A 17,825-nucleotide genomic window follows, 5' to 3' on the forward strand; every position below is an offset into this window, starting at 1 on the left:
GCGGCTGCTTCTAGAGATAACGCCCCATGATTTCCTCCACCAGCCCCTCTTCACGCATCGCGTCCAGGGCTGCCTGGAGCTTGGCCACCACCTCATCGGACACGTCCTTGTTCAGGGCCAGGTACAGCTCGGCGCTGTTGAAGCGCAGCACAGTCTTGAGGCCGGTGATGCCTTCCTGCTTGGCCAGGTAACGTCCCGCCGGATCGCCGGTGGCCCAGAGATCGATCTGCCCCGCCACCAGCTTTTTGGCGTTGTCCTGGTCCCGCAGCACCACCTGGGGCGCCAGGCCCTGCTTGGCCAGGGTCTGGGCAATGGCATCGCCCTTGTAGGCGCCGATCTTGTAGCTGCGCGCCTGCTCCAGGGATTCGAGGGTGATCTTGCTGCCGGCCTTGGCCAGCATGATCCAGTCGTCCGGGCCGATGGGGCCGACCCACTTGAACAGCGGCTCGCGCTCCGGCAGCCGGGCCATGACGAACACGCCATAGCCCGGCTGTTCCAGGGCCATCTTGTAGATGCGTTCCCAGGGGAAACGCAGGGTCAGGCTGTAATTGATCCCGGCGCGCTTGAACATTTCGCGGACGATATCCACGGCGATGCCGTCGATGTTCTCGCCTTGCGCGAAGTTCTTGCCGTTCTTGGCCATGTTGTAGGGGGGGAAGTTTTCCGTCAGCAGCACCAGGGCGGTGTCGGCAGTTTCAGCGGCGCGGGCCAGAGTGCTCAGGAGCAGGGTCGCGCTGGCGACAACCACAAGAAGACGTTTGAACATGACGGGATACCAGAATCCATGGCGTGCTCAAGAGTGCCGCGAGCACGCCATGCTGTCCAGTGGCTATCGCACCACGATCCCGCGCTGCGCCATGTAGGCCTTGGCCTCGGGAACCGTGTATTCGCCGAAGTGGAAAATGCTCGCCGCCAGCACCGCGCTGGCGTGGCCTTCGATGATGCCGTCGGCCAGATGCTGGAGGTTGCCGACGCCGCCGGAGGCGATGACCGGGATTCCCAGGGCATCGCTGATGGCCCGGGTCACGCCCAGGTCAAAGCCGTTTTTCATGCCGTCCTGATCCATGCTGGTGAGCAGGATCTCGCCGGCGCCCAGGCCTTCCATCTTCTTCGCCCACTCCACCGCGTCCAGACCGGTGGGCTTGCGCCCGCCATGGGTGAAGATTTCCCAGCGCGGGGGTTCGCCCGGGCCGGAGACCTTCTTCGCGTCGATGGCGACCACGATGCATTGCGAGCCGAAATGCTGCGCCGCTTCACCGACAAACTCGGGGTTGAACACCGCCGCGGTGTTGATCGAAACCTTGTCCGCGCCGGCATTGAGCAGGTTGCGGATGTCCTGCACGGTGCGCACGCCACCGCCCACGGTCAGCGGGATGAACACCTGGCTGGCCATGCGCTCGACGGTATGCAAGGTGGTATCACGACCATCGACGCTGGCGGTGATGTCGAGGAAGGTGATTTCGTCGGCACCCTGCTCATCGTAGCGACGGGCGATTTCCACCGGGTCGCCGGCGTCGCGGATGTTCTCGAACTTGACGCCCTTGACCACCCGGCCGTTGTCCACGTCCAGGCAAGGGATGATGCGTTTGGCTAAGGCCATGGGCTTAATCTCCGATGAAGAGTTGCAAGCTGCGGGCTACAAGCGGCAAGTCAGAGCCGATCGCGGTCGGGCGTTGACAGGCCGCTTGCCGCTTATGACTTGCAGCTGGCCGCGTAGCCATCACAAAAGGCCTGGGCTTCTGCCACATCCAGCGTGCCCTCATAAATGGCGCGGCCGGTAATGGCGCCGATGATTCCCGGCGCCTTGGCATCCAGCAGGGCCTTGATGTCGCCCAGGTTGTGGATGCCGCCGGAGGCGATCACCGGAATTTTGGTGGCCGCCGCCAGGGCCGCAGTGAACGGCACGTTGCAGCCCTGCATCATGCCGTCTTTGGCGATGTCGGTATAAACGATGGCGGACACGCCGTCGGCTTCGAAGCGCTTGGCCAGGTCGATCACCTGCACGCTGCTGACTTCAGCCCAGCCGTCGGTGGCGACGAAACCGTCCTTGGCGTCCAGGCCGACGATGACCTTGCCCGGGAACGCGCGGCAGGCCTCGGCAACGAACTCCGGCTCCTTGACCGCCTTGGTGCCGATGATCACGTAGCTCACGCCGGCCTTGACGTAGTGCTCGATGGTTTCCAGGGAACGGATACCACCGCCGATCTGGATCGGCAGGTTCGGGTAGCGCTTGGCGATCGCGGTGACCACCTCGCCGTTGACCGGCTGGCCTTCGAAGGCGCCGTTGAGGTCCACCAGATGCAGACGCCGGCAACCCCCTTCAACCCACTTGGCGGCCATGCTCACCGGGTCATCGGAGAACACCGTGGAATCTTCCATGCGGCCCTGGCGCAGACGCACACAGGCGCCGTCCTTGAGATCGATAGCGGGAATAATCAGCATGCTTTTTCCTTCGTCAAAAGAGCTGCAAGCTGCAAGCCACAAGCTGCAAGCATGCGTGTCTGTTGTTCTTGCAGCTCGAAGCTTGGAGCTTTCAGCTGCTCTTCTCTAATGCCCATAGGTCGCTTTCGATGCTTTCAAACCGCTCTTTGAGGTGGGTCTGCACATCGAAAATCGCCCGGTTGTAATAGTGCGGAGCAATTTCCCGGGTAAAGAGTTCAAGAATCTCCGCCGCCTCGAACGAGCCCAGGTCGAGCTCGAAGCGCTCGGCCATGAAGCGCTTGATCTTGTGCGTCGCCTCACTCTCCTGTTCGGCAGTGAGGCTCAGGATCGGCGGCTTGGATTTCTTGATCGCCATTTACCAGCGACCGTCCCAGGCGGCGAAATTCTGCAGCAACTGCAGGCCGTGGGTATGGCTCTTCTCCGGGTGAAACTGCACGGCGAAACGCGAGCCATCGGCCAGTGCCGCGGCGAAATCCACCCCGTAATGACCGCTGCCCACCACCTGCCGCGCGTTGCCGGCGTTGATGTAGTAACTGTGCACGAAGTAGAAGCGCGCCCGGTCCGGAATGCTGTGCCACAGCGGATGGTCCACCGCCTGCTTCACTTCGTTCCAGCCCATGTGCGGCACCTTCAGGTGCTCGCCGTCCTCGATCAGGCCCTTGCCGAAAAACTTCACCTGGCCGGGAAACAGGCCGATGCAGTCGACGCCCTCGTTCTCTTCGCTGTGGTCGAGCAAAGCTTGCATGCCCACGCAGATCCCGAGGAACGGCCGATCCTGGCTGACTTCACGCACCAGGGAGTCGAAGCCCAGGCGACGGATCTCGGCCATGCAGTCGCGAATCGCGCCCACGCCGGGAAACACCACCCGGTCGGCTTCGCGAATCACGCCGGCATCGCTGGTGATCAGTACCTTGCCGGCGCCCACGTGCTCCAGGGCCTTGGCCACCGAGTGCAGGTTGCCCATGCCGTAGTCGATAACGGCGACGGTCTGCATTACAGCACGCCCTTGGTGGAGGGCATCTGGCCGGCCATGCGCTCGTCCAGCTCCACCGCCATGCGCAGTGCACGGCCGAAGGCCTTGAACACGGTCTCGATCTGGTGGTGGGTGTTGGTGCCGCGCAGGGTGTCGATGTGCAGGGTCACGTTGGCGTGGTTGACGAAGCCCTGGAAGAATTCCTGGAACAGGTCAACGTCGAAACCGCCAACGGTGGCGCGGGTGAAGGGTACGTGCATCTGCAGGCCGGGACGGCCGGAGAAGTCGATCACCACGCGGGACAGGGCTTCATCCAGCGGCACATAGGCGTGGCCGTAGCGACGGATGCCCTTCTTGTCGCCGATGGCCTTGCTGAACGCCTGGCCGAGGGTGATACCGACATCCTCCACGGTGTGGTGGTCGTCGATATGCAGGTCGCCCTTGCTTTCGATGTCCAGGTCGATCAGCCCGTGCCGGGCGATCTGGTCCAGCATGTGCTCAAGGAAGGGCACGCCGATATCGAATCGGGCCTTTCCGGTGCCATCCAGGTTGATCGAGGCTTTGATCTGGGTTTCCAGAGTGTCGCGCTCGACAGATGCCTTACGTTCGGCCATCACCAGCTCCGCAAAATCATTGGGCGAAAAAGGCGAATAGTATAGGCCCGACGGCGGCCAAACAGAAACACGCAGGACAATATCCTGACGGGCGCCAGCCAATGAATACGGGCTGTACCTGTCATGACAACTTCAGGAAATGGCTTGCCGGTGAAGGCGCCGGGGCTTGCCGACCCAGACGCCGGATTCGCCGGCAGCCCGGCCCCTACGCAGGAGCCGGGCTGCCGGCAAAGCCCTTAATTGAACAGCACCGCCGTTTTCTGCAGGGTGACCCACACGCCCCACGCCAGCGGAATGCCCACTGCCAGCCAGGCGGCGATCACCAGCGGCAGGCTGGCGGATGACGCTTTCCACTCCAGCACGACACTGCTGTCGGCGCCCTTGTCGTGGCCCAGGGCCTGCTCGGCCGCCAGTTGCTCGTCGGTCATGAAGTACTTGTCGGCCACCGGGCGCACCAGCAGGTTGCACAGGAAGCCCAGCACCAGCAGGCCGGCGAGGATGTACAGGGTGATGTCATACGCCGCGGCGCGTTCGACGCCGATGCTCAGCTGGTACTCGCGCAGGTAGTTCACCAGCACCGGGCCCAGCACCCCCGCCGCCGCCCAGGCGGTCAGCAGGCGACCGTGGATCGCCCCCACCATCTGCGTGCCGAACAGGTCGGCCAGGTAGGCCGGCACCGTGGCGAAGCCGCCGCCGTACATCGACAGGATGATGCAGAACGCCGCCACGAACAGGGCAATGTTGCCCAGGTGGCCGAGGTTCGGAATCAGCGCGTACAGGGCAAAGCCCAGGGCGAAGAACACGAAGTAGGTGTTCTTGCGTCCCAGGTAGTCGGAGAACGACGCCCAGAAGAACCGCCCGCCGATGTTGAACAGGCTCAACAGACCGGTGAAGCCGGCCGCGATGGCGGCGATCTGCGACAGTTGCCCGGCATCCAGCTGGCTGAAGGTCAGGCCGTTGCCCAGCAGCTTGCCGGCGAACACTTCCTGCAGCAGCGGCGAAGCCATGCCGAGAATGCCGATACCGGCCGAGACGTTGAGGCACAGCACCAGCCAGACCAGGCGGAACTGCGGGGTCTTCCAGGCCACGTTCACGTGCACATGGCGGTGGGTGATCATCGAGTTGGCGGCTTTCTTCGCCGGTGCCGTCCAGCCTTCAGGCTTCCAGCCGGTAGGCGGGACCCGGTACGCCAGGGCGCCGCCGATCATGAACACGAAGTAGATCGCGGCCATCACCAGGAAGCTCTGCCACACGCCAACGCTGGTCGGGGTGGCGAAGTGGCTCATCAGCGCCGCCGCCAGGGGCGCGCCCACCATGGCACCGCCACCGAAGCCCATGATCGCCATGCCGGTGGCCATGCCGCGCTTGTCCGGGAACCACTTGATCAGGGTCGATACCGGGGAGATGTAGCCCAGGCCCAGACCGATGCCGCCGATGACCCCGGAGCCGATCCACATCAGCCAGATCTGGTGGGTATAGACCCCCAGGGCCGAGATCAGCAGGCCGCCGCACCAGCACAGCGCCGAAACCACACCGGCCTTGCGCGGCCCGGCGTGTTCCAGCCAGCCACCCCAGATCGCCGCCGAACAGCCGAGGAAGATGAAGAACAGGGTGTAGATCCAGCCGAGCATGGAGATCGGCCAGTCGCACTGGGACGAGAAGATCTGCGCGATGAAGCCCATGTCCGGTGCGCACGCCACCGGCGCGCTGATGCCCAGCGCCTTGGACAGCGGCAGCCAGAACACCGAGAAGCCGTAGGCCATGCCGATGCACAGGTGAATGGCCAAAGCGGCCGGCGGAACCAGCCAACGGTTGAAACCGGGCTTGGCAATGATGCGTTCCTTGGACAAGAACGCTGGCTGAGCGCCCGAACTGGCGGACGCGATGCTGGAGCTCATGGTTGTTTCCCCCAATTATTAGAATTGTTCATCGGCCACTCCTCTGCGACGACCTTGGCCCATGGGCACGGTCGTTTTATGAGTAAAGCTTCCTTTTGGCAGGCGCGACATTAAGTCGCGGAAGGACGGACGAACCGCGAGAGGTTACCATTTGCGACAAACTAAAAAACCAAACTGCCCCCACCTTTTTTCCGGCAACTGTATTGGCCGCAAGCCTGGCCAGTGGCCAAAAGAGCCCCGCCAAAACGAAAAAACCTCTAACTGCAATGGGTGACCAGCCGTCAGGTTCAGAGCGTTATACTCCCTCGCTAAATTTTGAATTCGACATACAAGGACTCGCCCATGAAAGCGTTCGGCAAAATCCTGGGTCTGGTAATTCTCGGGCTGTTGCTGATCATCGTGGCTCTCGGCTTTGCCCTGACCCACCTGTTTGATCCCAACGACTACAAAGAAGAGATTCGCCAGATAGCCCGCGACAAGGCCCACATCGAGCTGACGCTCAATGGCGACATCGGCTGGAGCCTGTTCCCCTGGCTTGGCCTGGAATTGCATGACGCGGGCGTGGCCACCCTGGCCAATCCGACCCAGCCTTTCGCCGACCTGCAAATGCTCGGCCTGTCGGTGCGAGTCCTGCCGCTGCTGCGCCGCGAAGTGCAGATGAGCGATGTGCGAGTCGAAGGCCTGAACCTGCGCCTGAACCGCAACAAGGAAGGCCACGGCAACTGGCAGGACATCGGCAAGGCCGCCCCGACCGACAAGCAGGCCGAAACCCCGGCCACCAGCACCGGCGAAGCGAGCCCGCCCGGCGGCGCCCCGGACAAGTCGTCACAGCCGATCCGCCTGGACATCGACAGCCTGACCGTGAACAACGCCCGGGTTGAGTACAACGATGAACAGACCGGCAAGCAGTTCACCGCCGAAAGCATCCAACTGAGCACCGGGCCGATACACGAAGCCACCAACACGCCGCTCAAGCTCACCGCGTTCCTGGCCAGCAGCCAGCCCGCCGTGCGCGTGCGCACCGAACTCAATGGCGAACTGCGCTTCGACCGCGCCCTGCAGCGCTATCAGTTCGAAGACATGCGCCTGTCCGGCGAGGCCACCGGCGATCCGTTGCAGGGCAAGACCGTGACCTTCGCCGCCCAGGGCCAGTTGCTGCTGGACAAGGCCGCCAACGTCGGCCAGTGGACCGGCCTCAAGGTCTCCTTCAACCAACTGCGGGCCCTGGGCGAACTCAAGGTCAACGACCTGGACAAGACCCCGCAGATCAGTGGCGGGATTTCCATCGCCCAGTTCGACCTGGCGAAATTCGTCGACAGCATCGGCCAGACCCTGCCGGCCATGGCCGCAGGCAGCCTGAGCAAGGTCGAACTGGTCAGCCGCCTGCAAGGCACGCCCAGCAGCCTGGCCCTGGAAGACCTGAACCTGAAGCTCGACGACAGCACCTTCAGCGGCCGCCTGGCCATCGAGGACTTCGACAAGCAGTCACTGCGCGCCCAGCTCAAGGCCGACACCTTCAATGTCGACCGCTACCTGCCGCCCAAGTCCGCCGAAGCCAACAGTGCCGCCACTGCGCGCAAGGCCGAAGTGCAGAGCAGCGAAGCCGACGCCATGGCCGGCGCCGGCACCACGCCGCTGCCCAACTCGCCGACCAAGGGCGCCTGGAGCACCGACAAACTGCTGCCGGTGGAACGCCTGAACAAGCTCGACGTCGACGCCGACCTGAGCTTCGGCCAACTGACCCTGGACAAGCTGCCGATTCAGAATGCCGCGCTCAAGGCCAGCGGCCAGGGCGGCCTGCTGAAACTGTCCAGCCTGCGCGGCGAGCTGTACAACGGCAGCTTCGAGGCCAACGGCACCCTTGATGTGCGCCAGAGCACACCGCAGTTGAACCTGCAGACCAAGATCAACCGGGTGCCGGTGGAACGCATCCTCGAAAGCCAGGGCCAGACGCCTCCAGTCAAGGGCCTGGTGACCCTCAACAGCAACCTCAGCGGCAACGGCAACAGCCAGAAAGCGCTGATCGACAGCCTCAACGGCAGCGCCAGTTTCGTCATCAACAACGGCGTGCTGCTCAACGCCAACATCGAACAGCAGTTGTGCCAGGGCATCGCCGTGCTCAACCGCAAGAACCTCAGCAGCACGCCCCGGGGCAAGGACACCCCCTTCCAGGAGCTCAAGGGCAACCTGACGCTGCGCAACGGCGTGGCCAGCAACCCGGACCTGAAAGTGCGCATCCCCGGCCTGAGCGTCAACGGCAATGGCGACATCGACCTGCGGGTACTGGGCATGGACTACCGGGTCGGCATCGTCGTCGAGGGCGACCTCAGCGATAACCCGGACCCGGCCTGCCAGGTGGGTGAACGCTTCACCGGCGTTGAACTGCCGCTGCGCTGCCGCGGGCCGCTGGAGCTGGGGGCCAAGGCCTGCCGCCTGGACAAGGACGGCCTAGGCCAGGTCGCGGCCAAGCTGGCCGGTGACCGGCTGCAGCAGAAAATCGACGAAAAGCTGGGTGACAAGGTCAGCCCGGAACTGAAAAACGCGCTCAAGGGGCTGTTCAAACGATGAGAGCCGAGGCGTTTTCAACGGCGGTGCTGGACTGGTACGACCGCCACGGCCGCCATGACCTGCCCTGGCAGCAGGACATCAACCCGTATCGGGTGTGGGTGTCGGAGATCATGCTGCAACAGACCCAGGTCAGCACCGTGCTCAACTACTTCGACCGCTTCATGGCCTCGCTGCCCACGGTGCAGGCCCTGGCCGAGGCCCCGGAAGACGAAGTGCTGCACCTGTGGACCGGCCTGGGCTACTACACCCGGGCGCGCAATCTGCAAAAGACCGCGAAGATCGTCATGGCCGAGTACGGCGGCGAGTTTCCCCGTGACGTGGAAAAACTCACCGAGCTGCCGGGCATCGGCCTGTCTACCGCCGGCGCCATCGCCAGCATCAGCATGGGCCTGCGGGCGCCGATCCTCGACGGCAACGTCAAGCGGGTGCTGGCACGCTTCACCGCCCAGGAGGGCTACCCGGGAGAACCCAAGGTGGCCAAGCAGTTGTGGGCCACTGCGGAACGCTTCACGCCCCACAGCCGGGTCAACCACTACACCCAGGCGATGATGGACCTGGGGGCGACCCTCTGTACCCGGAGCAAGCCCAGTTGCCTGCTGTGCCCCCTGGAGCGCGGCTGCGAAGCCCACATGCTCGGCCTGGAAACCCGCTACCCGATTCCCAAGCCGCGCAAAGAGGTGCCGCAGAAGCGCACCCTGATGCCGTTGCTGGCCAACCGCGAAGGCGCCATCCTGCTTTACCGGCGGCCCTCCAGCGGCCTCTGGGGCGGCTTGTGGAGCCTGCCGGAACTGGACGGCCTGGACGACATTCCGCACCTGGCCTCGCAGCACGCCCTGGAACTGGGCCAGCAACAGCAGATGCCGGAGCTGGTCCACACCTTCAGTCACTTCCAACTGGCCATCGAGCCCTGGCTGATCCGGGTCGAAGAGTCGGCCCTGCACGTCGCCGAGGCCGATTGGCTCTGGTATAACCTCGCCACCCCGCCGCGCCTGGGCCTTGCCGCCCCGGTGAAAACACTGCTCAAACGCGCGGCCGAAGTCTTGAATGCAGGAGAGTCGTCATGACCCGCACCGTAATGTGCCGCAAATACCAGGAAGAACTGCCGGGCCTGGAACGCCCCCCGTACCCGGGCGCCAAAGGCCAGGATATTTTCGAACACGTCTCGGCCAAGGCCTGGGCTGACTGGCAGAAACACCAGACCCTGCTGATCAACGAAAAGCGCCTGAACATGATGAATGCCGAAGACCGCAAATATCTGCAGGGTGAGATGGACAAATTTTTCTCCGGCGAGGAATACGCCAAGGCCGAAGGCTACGTGCCACCGGCTGAGTAAAACCCGCACAAAATCGGGGGCGGAACGTAAGCGGCGGTAATAATTAAACTTTTTTTCAAAACTTGCTTGACGCCCCCCTGAAAAACCCGTTTAATGCGCCCCGTTGCCCAGATAGCTCAGTCGGTAGAGCAGGGGATTGAAAATCCCCGTGTCGGCGGTTCGATTCCGTCTCTGGGCACCACCTTCAGCTTTCAGGTGGTGTTTACATCACGTGAAAGCAACCAAAAAGCCCGCCTAGTGCGGGTTTTTTGTTGCCTGTCATTCAACCCTTCCCTTCCTCCCCGCTCGACACCCCGGCTTTCTTTCCTGCACAACCCAACCGCTGCGCGACCATCACGCCACCCACACAGCGCGTCACGCCTCGGCTTTTCTCAAGTGTTCACTTAAGTGAAGAACCATTTAGAGATAATCATCTTTTGATATTCGAGCAGAACCCATATAGAACAGGGCCTACAGCAAAAAAATCATAGATAATTTTTCCGGCCTTCGAGATGTTTGCACAATGCCTGCATTCCTCCATCAAGACCTTGAGCTGCTAAACCCATCCTTCGACTCCCCTCTGGTGGACGTGCTGAGCGAGCTTGAGCACCTTCGGCGCTTGCGCTTGGAAGGCGATACGCCTCCTGCGGTCTTCTATCAGCTGAAAACAATCTTCCACATCCTGGAAAGCCTGGGTTCGGCGCGCATCGAGGGCAACCACACCACGCTTGCCGACTACATCGAGAGCAAAGTGGAAGGCACAGCCGAGGACACGGACCAGCTACGCGAAGTGGCGAACATCGAAAAAGCCATGGACTACATCGAGCAAACCATTGGCCCGGGAACACCAATCACCGACCTCATCATCAGAGAGCTGCACGCGATGACCGTCCAGGACCTGGGCCGAGAGGGCGACAAGACGCCTGGAGCGTATCGCCAGGGCGCCGTACAGATTGCTCAGGCCGCTCACCTACCTCCTGATGCCCTGATGGTGCCCAGCTACATGCAAGAGCTGGTGGAGTTCGTCAATCGGGAGGACCTGCCCAAATACGACCTGATGAAAGTGGCCTTGACCCATCACCGGTTTGCCTGGATTCACCCATTTGGCAACGGCAATGGCCGCGTGGTGCGCCTCCTGACTTATGCACAGCTGATGAAATATGGCTTCAACGTCGATACGGGTGGCCGCGTACTCAACCCCACTGCCGTTTTCTTCAATGATCGGGAACGCTACTACGCCATGCTCGCCACCGCGGACCAAGGAACCAAGGCCGGGCTGGAGACCTGGTGCACTTATGTTCTGGAGGGCATCAGGGACGACCTGGAAAAGGTCAATCGCCTCACCGACTACCGCTACCTGAGCCGGCACATCCTCGCTCCCACCATTACCTTTGCTCGGGATCGACAATGGATCACTGCTGCGGAAGAAACGGTACTGACCACAGCGATCAAGTCAGGCGTTGTTAAGTCGAGCGACATCGCCCAGGCGCTGCCCAAACTGACTGCCGGACAAAGGACCTATCAAATAAAGAAACTGGTGGACCAGGGCATGCTATTGCCCATCAGCACCAACGCCCGGCAGTACACCATCGGCTTCTCCAACAGCTACCTCATCAGAGGAATGATCAAGGCACTTCGAGAGCAAGGGTTCATACCGGCACCGCTTGAGGCGCCATGACACGCCCTCGGGCTCTCCAAGGGCGACCAGAGTCAAACTAACCCTGGCCGCACTGGCGCACCGCCTGCGCCGATCAGAAGGCCTTATTCGCCCACTCCAGCGCCTGCCCCTGGGCCACATCGAGCAGGGCCACGCCATCACCGAGCAGCAGCGAGGCGATGTCGGCGATCTGGAACAGGTCGCTGGCGTCAGCCGTTTGCGCGGTCATGCCGGACAGGCTGTTCATCAGTTTGTGAAGGGCGCGTATGCGCTGATCGGCACAGGCCAGAAGATCGACCAGCGGCGCATGAGGATTGATCAGCAGGACGGGGTTGTCCGCTGGCGTGTGTTGAAGAGGGATATATCCGTTCATTGGTGACACTCCTTGTGTATGAGGAGCTACCACCCAACTTCCTACCGGCCAGGTGGCAGCTGCACGCGGGGGTAGGAACCGGTCACAAGATCCGGCCACGCCGAAGCGTGCCCGCGTACAGCCGCCATAACGCATAGGCAGCAAACAGCACCCAAAGAGTTGGGTGCTGGTACGCATCTCATGATCGGGTTCCTACGCCCGGCCGCTGATTTGGCAGCGACCGGCGCAGAGTAAAGAGCAGGTCGGATCAGCGCAAGCCCTCACCTGGTGACTGAAAGTAACCAGCCCACTCAGTGTTTGTGCCGATGATGAACATCGGGGAAGTGCGCATGGCTATGCCGGATCGGTGCGTGCTCGTGGGGATGGCTGTGGGGCTCCGAGCCGTCCCACTCAAAGTCGTGTTCATGCTGGTGGTGCTCGTCATGCCGATGGCGATGGTTGTGCGCGAGAGGCTCGTGCTGATGCTCGTGAACGTGGTGTTCCATCAAGTGAATCCACACGCCGATGGCCATCAGTGCCGCAGCCAGCAAAAACCACAGGGAAACCGACTCGCCGAGGATCAGAATCGAGAGCGCTGCGCCAAGGAAAGGCGCCGTGGAGAAGTAGGCCCCGGTGCGCGCACTGCCCAGCCCACGCAGAGCCAGGACGAACAACACCAGGCTGACGCCGTAACCCAAAAAACCCACCAGCAGTATCGGCCCCAGCGTGGCAGCAGCAGGCAGTTGCGCGCCAACAAGCAACGCCAGGCCAGCATTGACCACCCCCGCCACCACTCCCTTGCTACCGGCGATGAATAGCGCATCGGACGCCGAGACGTTACGGGTCAGGTTATTATCGATGGCCCAGCACAGGCAGGCGCAGGCCACCGCCAGTGGCCCCAGCCAGTCATCAGCGCCGGCGTGCTGCTGCGGCCATGACAGAACGATCCCGCCCAACACGATGGCGAGCATGCCGAGCACGATCCGGCGATCGGCGTTCTCCTTGAACACCAGCCACGCCAGCACCGCGGTGAGTACCGACTCCAGGTTGAGCAGCAACGAGGCGGTGGCGCCCGCGGTCCGCGTCAGGCCGAACATCAGCGCGACCGGCGCCAGCACTCCGCCAAACAAAATCGCCCCCAGCAGCCACGGCCACTCGCGCGCCGTCAGCCCCGTCGGTCGCCAACCCCGATCGCGAACGCAACGGACAATGGCCAGGCCGACGCCACTGCCCAGGTACAGCAGCCCAGCCAGGAGCATCGGCGGAACATCCAGCCCCAGCAGCTTGGCCAGCGGCGTACTGGCGCCGAACAAGGCGGCGGCCGCCAAGGCATGGAGCACACTCAGATTCATATTCGGATCGCCTTTCAGACTGGTTGCATGCGGTTGTGCATGATGGCTCTGCCCATGTGGAAAGGATGTGAATCACCCCGCAACGAACAAGCGCATGACCCCGTTTCTGCCCGCCCATAGTAAAAACCCTGAATCTTTCGACTCAGGGTTTTTCAGGCCTGGAATGGGGCATTGTCCCTGTTCAACGCTGGGCAACACTCCCGCCCTCACTCAGTAGGCGTCATTCCAGTGCAGGTTGAGGTCGCGCGTGGCCGCCATCCGCGTATCGACCATGCTGTGTTGCACATGCCCGTTGCGCGTGGTGACGACCTGGTATTTGCCGGCCGGCAACTGCACATAGACGAACGGGCCCACCTGGTTCAGGTTCAGCACCGACCGCCCTTGCAGGTTCTGGATCGCCACGTCGATATCCGAGGTGTATTGGTTTGCCGGCCCCACGGAAAAGGTCATGTGCAGGTTGTAACCCTTGACCAGCTGGATAGCCCGCGACTCGTCCAGGCCAATACCGCCGCACAGATAGGTGATGCCATTCTGTTGTTGCGGCTCCAACTGCACGCCGGCCGGATCGATCGGCTCGCTGCTGATGGCGGCAGACTGCAGGCCAAGTGGCGCCACTGACAGCAGCGCCGCCACAACGCCGGATATGACACTCATAGGAAAGGACTTCATGATGACCACTCCCGGGTTCGTCTCGAACCGGTGAACAGAACACCACCGCCATGTCTTCAGCCCCAGGATGGCGGTGACTGGGTCTCCCCTACTGTCTCTGAATGACCAGCCCCTCTCAGGCAAGCAGCCTTGTGCTTGCAGCTCCTGTTTTAAGTGTATGCCGCGACACAGAGCGGTTTAGAACGATTCGGCGTGAAGTCTTTAACCAAAGGAATCTAGGCTCGCCGACGCGGAGACCTTGCCCGCCCAGCCACTTGTTCACTGCGAACTGGCATCCATCAACACCTTGAGCGCCGCATCGGCCTCGGCACGCTGGGCCTTGGTGGGTTTGCCGGCAAATTGGCTGCGCTGCTTGTTGAGGGTCAAGTAGGCGTTATCGCCATCGCCCCAGATGTAGGAGTAGATCAGCAGGAAACTGTCGGAGCCGGGCTGGCAGTAAGGGGCGACGCTGCGCAGCGGCGCCAGCAGTTGGATCATCTCGCCATAGTTGTCGGTGAACTCCAGCAGGGCGAACTGCCAGCGACCGGTCTGCGGATCATAGTGCGAAGCGCTGCCCGGCCCGGCCCAGATCTGCACCACCTCCTGCAGGCTGCGCGCTCCGGAATCCTGCAACCACTCGGCATCGACCCGGGCCGAGCCGTACATGTCCTTGCTGTCGAACCACTTCTGCCAATCGCTGTAGGAAATCGCCGGGCGTGGCGCTGCCGCCATGGCCTTGGCGTACTGCTCGGGGGTCATGCTGCAGCGCAGATACACCGAGGAAGGCTCGCTCGCCTGCGCCTGCCCGGTCGCCGCCAATAGCGCTGCCAGCGCCAGCCCTGTCCATGAGCGAAATTGCATGGTTGTGGTTCCTGATCGATCGAAAAAGGTCGCCAGCATACCCGCGCCGACACAGATCAAGGACGCTGCCCAATTCGATCAACGCCGAACGCCGGCCTATAAGCTCAAGCTGGCGCCTGCGCCGCCTGCCAATGCTTCATCTCCTCAGCGATAAAGTGCTGCACCAGATCGCTGTACAGCTTCTCGATGGCATCCGCGCTCAAGCCTTCGGCCTCGGCCCATTCGCGGCGGGTGGCGAGCATCGCCTTGAAGCGCTCCTCGGCCCGCACGGTGGCCGCCGAGGTCTTGAACTTCGACGCCGCCAGCACGTACTTGAAACGCGCGCCCAGCAGGGCAATGACCGCCCGATCCAGGTGGTCGATTTCCCGACGGATGTCTTCCATGCCCTGGCATTGTTCCGGGCTCATCTGCTGCTTCACTTCCATGCTCAAGACTCCATCGACGTCTGGGGATACCCGGCTTTGGCCGGGCCCGGATTATTCCCATGACGGCGCAGGGGAGTAAAGTTGCGGGCTCGCGCCCATTCAACTGCCAAGGAACTGCTCGCGTGAACCAGAAGAGAACCCGAGTCCGCCTGCCCCACCCCAAGCCCGGCAAGACCGGCAGGGGCGCCTGGGTATTCCTGCTGATCGGTGGCGTGCTGCTGGCACTCACCGCACTGCTGGGCTGGACCCTGGTGAGCGCGCTGCAGGACGGCCTGATCGTCACCCGCAACCGCGCCGGCCCGAAGCTCGTCTACAGCCAGACACAACAGCCGAACCAGTTCTATATCGAGCTGCTCTGGCAAAGCATCAGCACCCTGTTGCTGGGTGCACTGGCAGTTGCCGCGCTGTGGATCGGCCGGGTATTAATGGGCGCACAAAAAAAACATCGCTGATGCCGGATGCCGCTCCGGCATAGTGCAGCCGCCCAGGAACAAGCGCCCATGTCCCTGTTGTCCCCTCCCGACCTGCCTGCCTCGCGCCTCGCCACGGCCGGCCCAGGCCCCAGCGAAACCTTCAGCGAACCGGCGGCGGATGGCTTTGTGCTTGGCGGTTTTGCCTGGCGCCACCCGCAAGCCGATCCGAGCAGACCGGTGGTCATCATCAACCCCGCGACCTCGGTGCGCTGCCGCTACTACGTGCGTTTCGCCGACTACCTGTTCGCCAATGGCTTCGACGTCATGACTTACGACTATCGCGGCATCGGCGAGTCGCGCCCGGCCTCGCTCAAGGGGCTCAAGGCGTCCTGGTCGGATTGGGGCGCACTGGATTTCGAAGCCATGCTGCAACGGGCCCGGCGCGAGTTTCCCGGGCAGCCGATCGATGTGGTGGGCCACAGCTTCGGCGGCTGCGCCGTGGGCCTGGCGGCCTCCGCCGGGGAGATCCGCCGCGTGGCCACCATGGGCGCGCAGTTCGCCTACTGGCGCGACTACGAGCCCCGGCTACGCTGGCGCATGCTGGGCAAATGGCATGTGCTGATGCCCCTGCTGACCCGCCTTCACGGCTACTTCCCCGGCAAGCGCCTGGGCTGGATGGAGGACACGCCCGCCGGCGTGGTCCGCGACTGGGCCACCCCGCACCCACGCTATGAAGGCCGTCCCAGCGGCCGCAGGCTGGCCGCTGCGCGCAATGGCCAGCCCTTCGCCCAGGTCAGCGCCGCCGTGCTCGCCATCAGCCTCAGCGACGATCCCTTCGGCACGGTGGCGGCCATCGAGCGCCTGCTGGCGTACTTCAGTAACAGTCCGCGCACCCACTTGCGCATCACCCCGCAGGATATCGGCGAAACCGAGGTCGGCCATTTCGCCTTTTTCCACAGCCGTTTCGACACCCGGCTCTGGCCCATCATCCTCGGCTGGCTGCGCCACGGCGAACTCGACCGCAGCAGCCCGGGACGGCTGGTACCGCGCGCCTGAGCCGCCCCGCTCGCCCGGCGGCAGGTGCTCCGGCCTCGATTTGCTGGCATCCTTGGCCGCCTGAAAAGGTCGCCGCTGCCCGGCGACCCACGCGATACACCTCCCAGCATCAAGGTAAGGCGCCCATGGCATCTGCGAACAAGCAACACAAACGGGCCCAGCGGGCGAAAACCAAGGCCAAGCAAAACCGCGCCAAGCGCACCGCTCCCACCTCGGAGCTGGAACTGGACCCCAACGACAGCCGCATCGACTTCGAGTCGGTGGACCTGACCGAGCTGTTCGTGAAAATGCGCGACGCCGAGAAAACCAGCTTGCAGGCCATGTGCACCGTGTTCCTCTCGGACCCGTTGCTGGAGCTGGTGTATGAGCAGGAGGGCGACGAAGGCGCCACGGATTTCATCCTTGCGGCGCTGATCGAGTACCGCAACTGGTCCACCGAGGCCGACGAGGCGGCGGCGCTGGAGTGGATCGAGTCCGAAGCCTTCCGCAACGACTACATGGCCGCGTCCCAGGCCCTGTTCAGCACCAAGGACTGAGCCGCAAACGGGCATGAAAAAAGGGCGCATTCAGCAATGAATGCGCCCTTTTTGTTTCAGCTACAGAAGCCGGGCCTAGACTCAGGCCGCTTCCAGCCGAGGGATTTCCATGCCGATGCGCGAGCTGGCGAAGTTCAGGTCGCCGCTGGCGATGGACTGGGCCTTGAAGCCCGAGCCGATCAGGTCGCGAACATACAGCTTGTTGTACATGAACATGAACACCAGGTTGCTCAGGCCGAAAGTGAACATCGACAGCAGGAACATGATGGCCGCCCATTTCCAGTCAGCGCGGAACAGGGCCGGGATGAAACCGAAGAAGAACACGGTCCAGGAGAAACCAACTGGCGCTTCCTTGATGGCTCCGGTGTTCGGGTTTTTGAAGATGATTTTAGTGAACGCCATGCGCGTCTCCTTGCCGCCCCATTTTGAGGAACCAACGACCGGGCGATCGCCATTGGGCCCTGAATGCTCATTCTTCGAACCGGGACCGTCAGCCATGCCATGGGCAAGTGCGGACAAATCAGGAGCATGGGCCGGCGCGGATGGATCAGGGGGAGGGAAGCAGAAGACGGATTCAGAGTCCCGACAAGCGTTCAATCCCTGGCATGACAGCGCTATTCCATAGCTCCTCTCACGCAGGCACGCAAGAGCTCTTATCGAAGAGCGCGCAGGCTACTATTTCGCCAGCGGGCTGTCCACGAAACGCCAGGTAACAATT

20 protein-coding genes and 1 tRNA gene are annotated in these 17,825 nt (G+C 62.7%); 8 read left to right on the plus strand and 13 right to left on the minus strand.

Going from position 1 to position 17,825, the window contains the following annotated elements:
* Positions 1–10: 10 nt before the first annotated feature.
* From L1O02_RS29125 to L1O02_RS29155, 7 genes are all read right to left on the minus strand, one after another.
* Positions 11–766, minus strand: coding sequence for an ABC transporter substrate-binding protein (locus L1O02_RS29125; protein WP_129406281.1), 756 nt, complete (start codon positions 764–766; stop codon positions 11–13).
* 63 nt (positions 767–829) lie between these two features.
* The gene (gene hisF, locus L1O02_RS29130; RefSeq protein WP_060837102.1) at positions 830–1,600 is read right to left on the minus strand and encodes an imidazole glycerol phosphate synthase subunit HisF; all 771 of its coding nucleotides are present in this window, start codon (positions 1,598–1,600) and stop codon (positions 830–832) included.
* Between the two features lie 92 nt (positions 1,601–1,692).
* Complete coding sequence (gene hisA / locus L1O02_RS29135) at positions 1,693–2,442, minus strand: 1-(5-phosphoribosyl)-5-[(5-phosphoribosylamino)methylideneamino]imidazole-4-carboxamide isomerase (protein WP_060837101.1); 750 nt, start codon at positions 2,440–2,442, stop codon at positions 1,693–1,695.
* A gap of 91 nt (positions 2,443–2,533) precedes the next feature.
* Positions 2,534–2,797, minus strand: coding sequence for a DUF2164 domain-containing protein (locus tag L1O02_RS29140; RefSeq protein ID WP_060837100.1), 264 nt, complete (start codon positions 2,795–2,797; stop codon positions 2,534–2,536).
* Complete coding sequence (gene hisH / locus L1O02_RS29145) at positions 2,798–3,436, minus strand: imidazole glycerol phosphate synthase subunit HisH (protein WP_060837099.1); 639 nt, start codon at positions 3,434–3,436, stop codon at positions 2,798–2,800.
* The gene (hisB, locus tag L1O02_RS29150; protein ID WP_011058736.1) at positions 3,436–4,029 is read right to left on the minus strand and encodes an imidazoleglycerol-phosphate dehydratase HisB; all 594 of its coding nucleotides are present in this window, start codon (positions 4,027–4,029) and stop codon (positions 3,436–3,438) included. Before hisB ends, hisH begins: the two co-directional genes overlap by 1 nt.
* A gap of 236 nt (positions 4,030–4,265) precedes the next feature.
* Positions 4,266–5,927 (minus strand): OFA family MFS transporter, encoded by a 1,662-nt coding sequence (locus tag L1O02_RS29155; RefSeq protein WP_235759201.1) that lies wholly within the window; start codon positions 5,925–5,927, stop codon positions 4,266–4,268.
* Positions 5,928–6,269: 342 nt separating this feature from the next.
* On the opposite strand from L1O02_RS29155, the gene L1O02_RS29160 reads away from it, so the two are divergent.
* The 5 genes from L1O02_RS29160 to L1O02_RS29180 all read left to right on the plus strand — a co-directional run bounded on the left by L1O02_RS29160 (position 6,270) and on the right by L1O02_RS29180 (position 11,485).
* Positions 6,270–8,495: an AsmA family protein gene (locus L1O02_RS29160; RefSeq protein WP_235759203.1), complete on the plus strand. Its 2,226-nt coding sequence runs from the start codon at positions 6,270–6,272 to the stop codon at positions 8,493–8,495.
* Entirely contained in the window at positions 8,492–9,559 is a 1,068-nt protein-coding gene (mutY, locus tag L1O02_RS29165; protein WP_235759205.1) for an A/G-specific adenine glycosylase, read from the plus strand. The genes L1O02_RS29160 and mutY overlap by 4 nt, the downstream gene beginning before the upstream one ends.
* A complete protein-coding gene (locus tag L1O02_RS29170; RefSeq protein WP_047301095.1) occupies positions 9,556–9,828 on the plus strand; it encodes an oxidative damage protection protein in 273 nt (90 codons plus the stop codon). Before mutY ends, L1O02_RS29170 begins: the two co-directional genes overlap by 4 nt.
* A gap of 105 nt (positions 9,829–9,933) precedes the next feature.
* A tRNA-Phe gene (locus L1O02_RS29175) sits at positions 9,934–10,009 on the plus strand.
* 321 nt (positions 10,010–10,330) lie between these two features.
* Positions 10,331–11,485, plus strand: coding sequence for a Fic family protein (locus tag L1O02_RS29180; protein WP_060842216.1), 1,155 nt, complete (start codon positions 10,331–10,333; stop codon positions 11,483–11,485).
* A gap of 73 nt (positions 11,486–11,558) precedes the next feature.
* Here L1O02_RS29180 and L1O02_RS29185 read toward each other — a convergent pair whose 3' ends face one another.
* The 5 genes from L1O02_RS29185 to L1O02_RS29205 form a co-directional block, all read right to left on the minus strand.
* The gene (locus L1O02_RS29185) at positions 11,559–11,837 is read right to left on the minus strand and encodes a hypothetical protein (RefSeq protein ID WP_060842215.1); all 279 of its coding nucleotides are present in this window, start codon (positions 11,835–11,837) and stop codon (positions 11,559–11,561) included.
* Between the two features lie 290 nt (positions 11,838–12,127).
* On the minus strand, positions 12,128–13,168 hold the full coding sequence (locus tag L1O02_RS29190) for a DMT family transporter (protein ID WP_235759207.1): 1,041 nt from the start codon (positions 13,166–13,168) through the stop codon (positions 12,128–12,130).
* 210 nt (positions 13,169–13,378) lie between these two features.
* Positions 13,379–13,837, minus strand: a complete 459-nt coding sequence (locus L1O02_RS29195; protein ID WP_129406277.1) for a carboxypeptidase regulatory-like domain-containing protein — start codon at positions 13,835–13,837, stop codon at positions 13,379–13,381.
* A gap of 258 nt (positions 13,838–14,095) precedes the next feature.
* Positions 14,096–14,677 (minus strand): hypothetical protein, encoded by a 582-nt coding sequence (locus tag L1O02_RS29200; protein WP_235759208.1) that lies wholly within the window; start codon positions 14,675–14,677, stop codon positions 14,096–14,098.
* Positions 14,678–14,781: 104 nt separating this feature from the next.
* Positions 14,782–15,102 carry an isochorismate lyase gene (locus L1O02_RS29205; protein WP_047301081.1) on the minus strand — a complete coding sequence of 107 codons (321 nt, stop codon included), beginning with the start codon at positions 15,100–15,102 and terminating at the stop codon, positions 14,782–14,784.
* A 122-nt stretch (positions 15,103–15,224) separates the two neighbouring features.
* On the opposite strand from L1O02_RS29205, the gene L1O02_RS29210 reads away from it, so the two are divergent.
* The 3 genes from L1O02_RS29210 to L1O02_RS29220 all read left to right on the plus strand — a co-directional run bounded on the left by L1O02_RS29210 (position 15,225) and on the right by L1O02_RS29220 (position 17,107).
* Positions 15,225–15,554 carry a hypothetical protein gene (locus L1O02_RS29210; RefSeq protein WP_235759210.1) on the plus strand — a complete coding sequence of 110 codons (330 nt, stop codon included), beginning with the start codon at positions 15,225–15,227 and terminating at the stop codon, positions 15,552–15,554.
* Between the two features lie 48 nt (positions 15,555–15,602).
* Positions 15,603–16,571 (plus strand): alpha/beta fold hydrolase, encoded by a 969-nt coding sequence (locus tag L1O02_RS29215; protein ID WP_235759212.1) that lies wholly within the window; start codon positions 15,603–15,605, stop codon positions 16,569–16,571.
* A gap of 125 nt (positions 16,572–16,696) precedes the next feature.
* The gene (locus L1O02_RS29220) at positions 16,697–17,107 is read left to right on the plus strand and encodes a hypothetical protein (RefSeq protein WP_060837088.1); all 411 of its coding nucleotides are present in this window, start codon (positions 16,697–16,699) and stop codon (positions 17,105–17,107) included.
* An 81-nt stretch (positions 17,108–17,188) separates the two neighbouring features.
* On the opposite strand, the gene L1O02_RS29225 is transcribed toward L1O02_RS29220, so the two are convergent.
* Positions 17,189–17,509: a hypothetical protein gene (locus tag L1O02_RS29225; RefSeq protein ID WP_060837087.1), complete on the minus strand. Its 321-nt coding sequence runs from the start codon at positions 17,507–17,509 to the stop codon at positions 17,189–17,191.
* Between the last annotated feature and the right edge of the window lie 316 nt (positions 17,510–17,825).

Source organism: Pseudomonas sp. BC42, from assembly GCF_021560055.1.
GTDB lineage: Bacteria > Pseudomonadota > Gammaproteobacteria > Pseudomonadales > Pseudomonadaceae > Aquipseudomonas.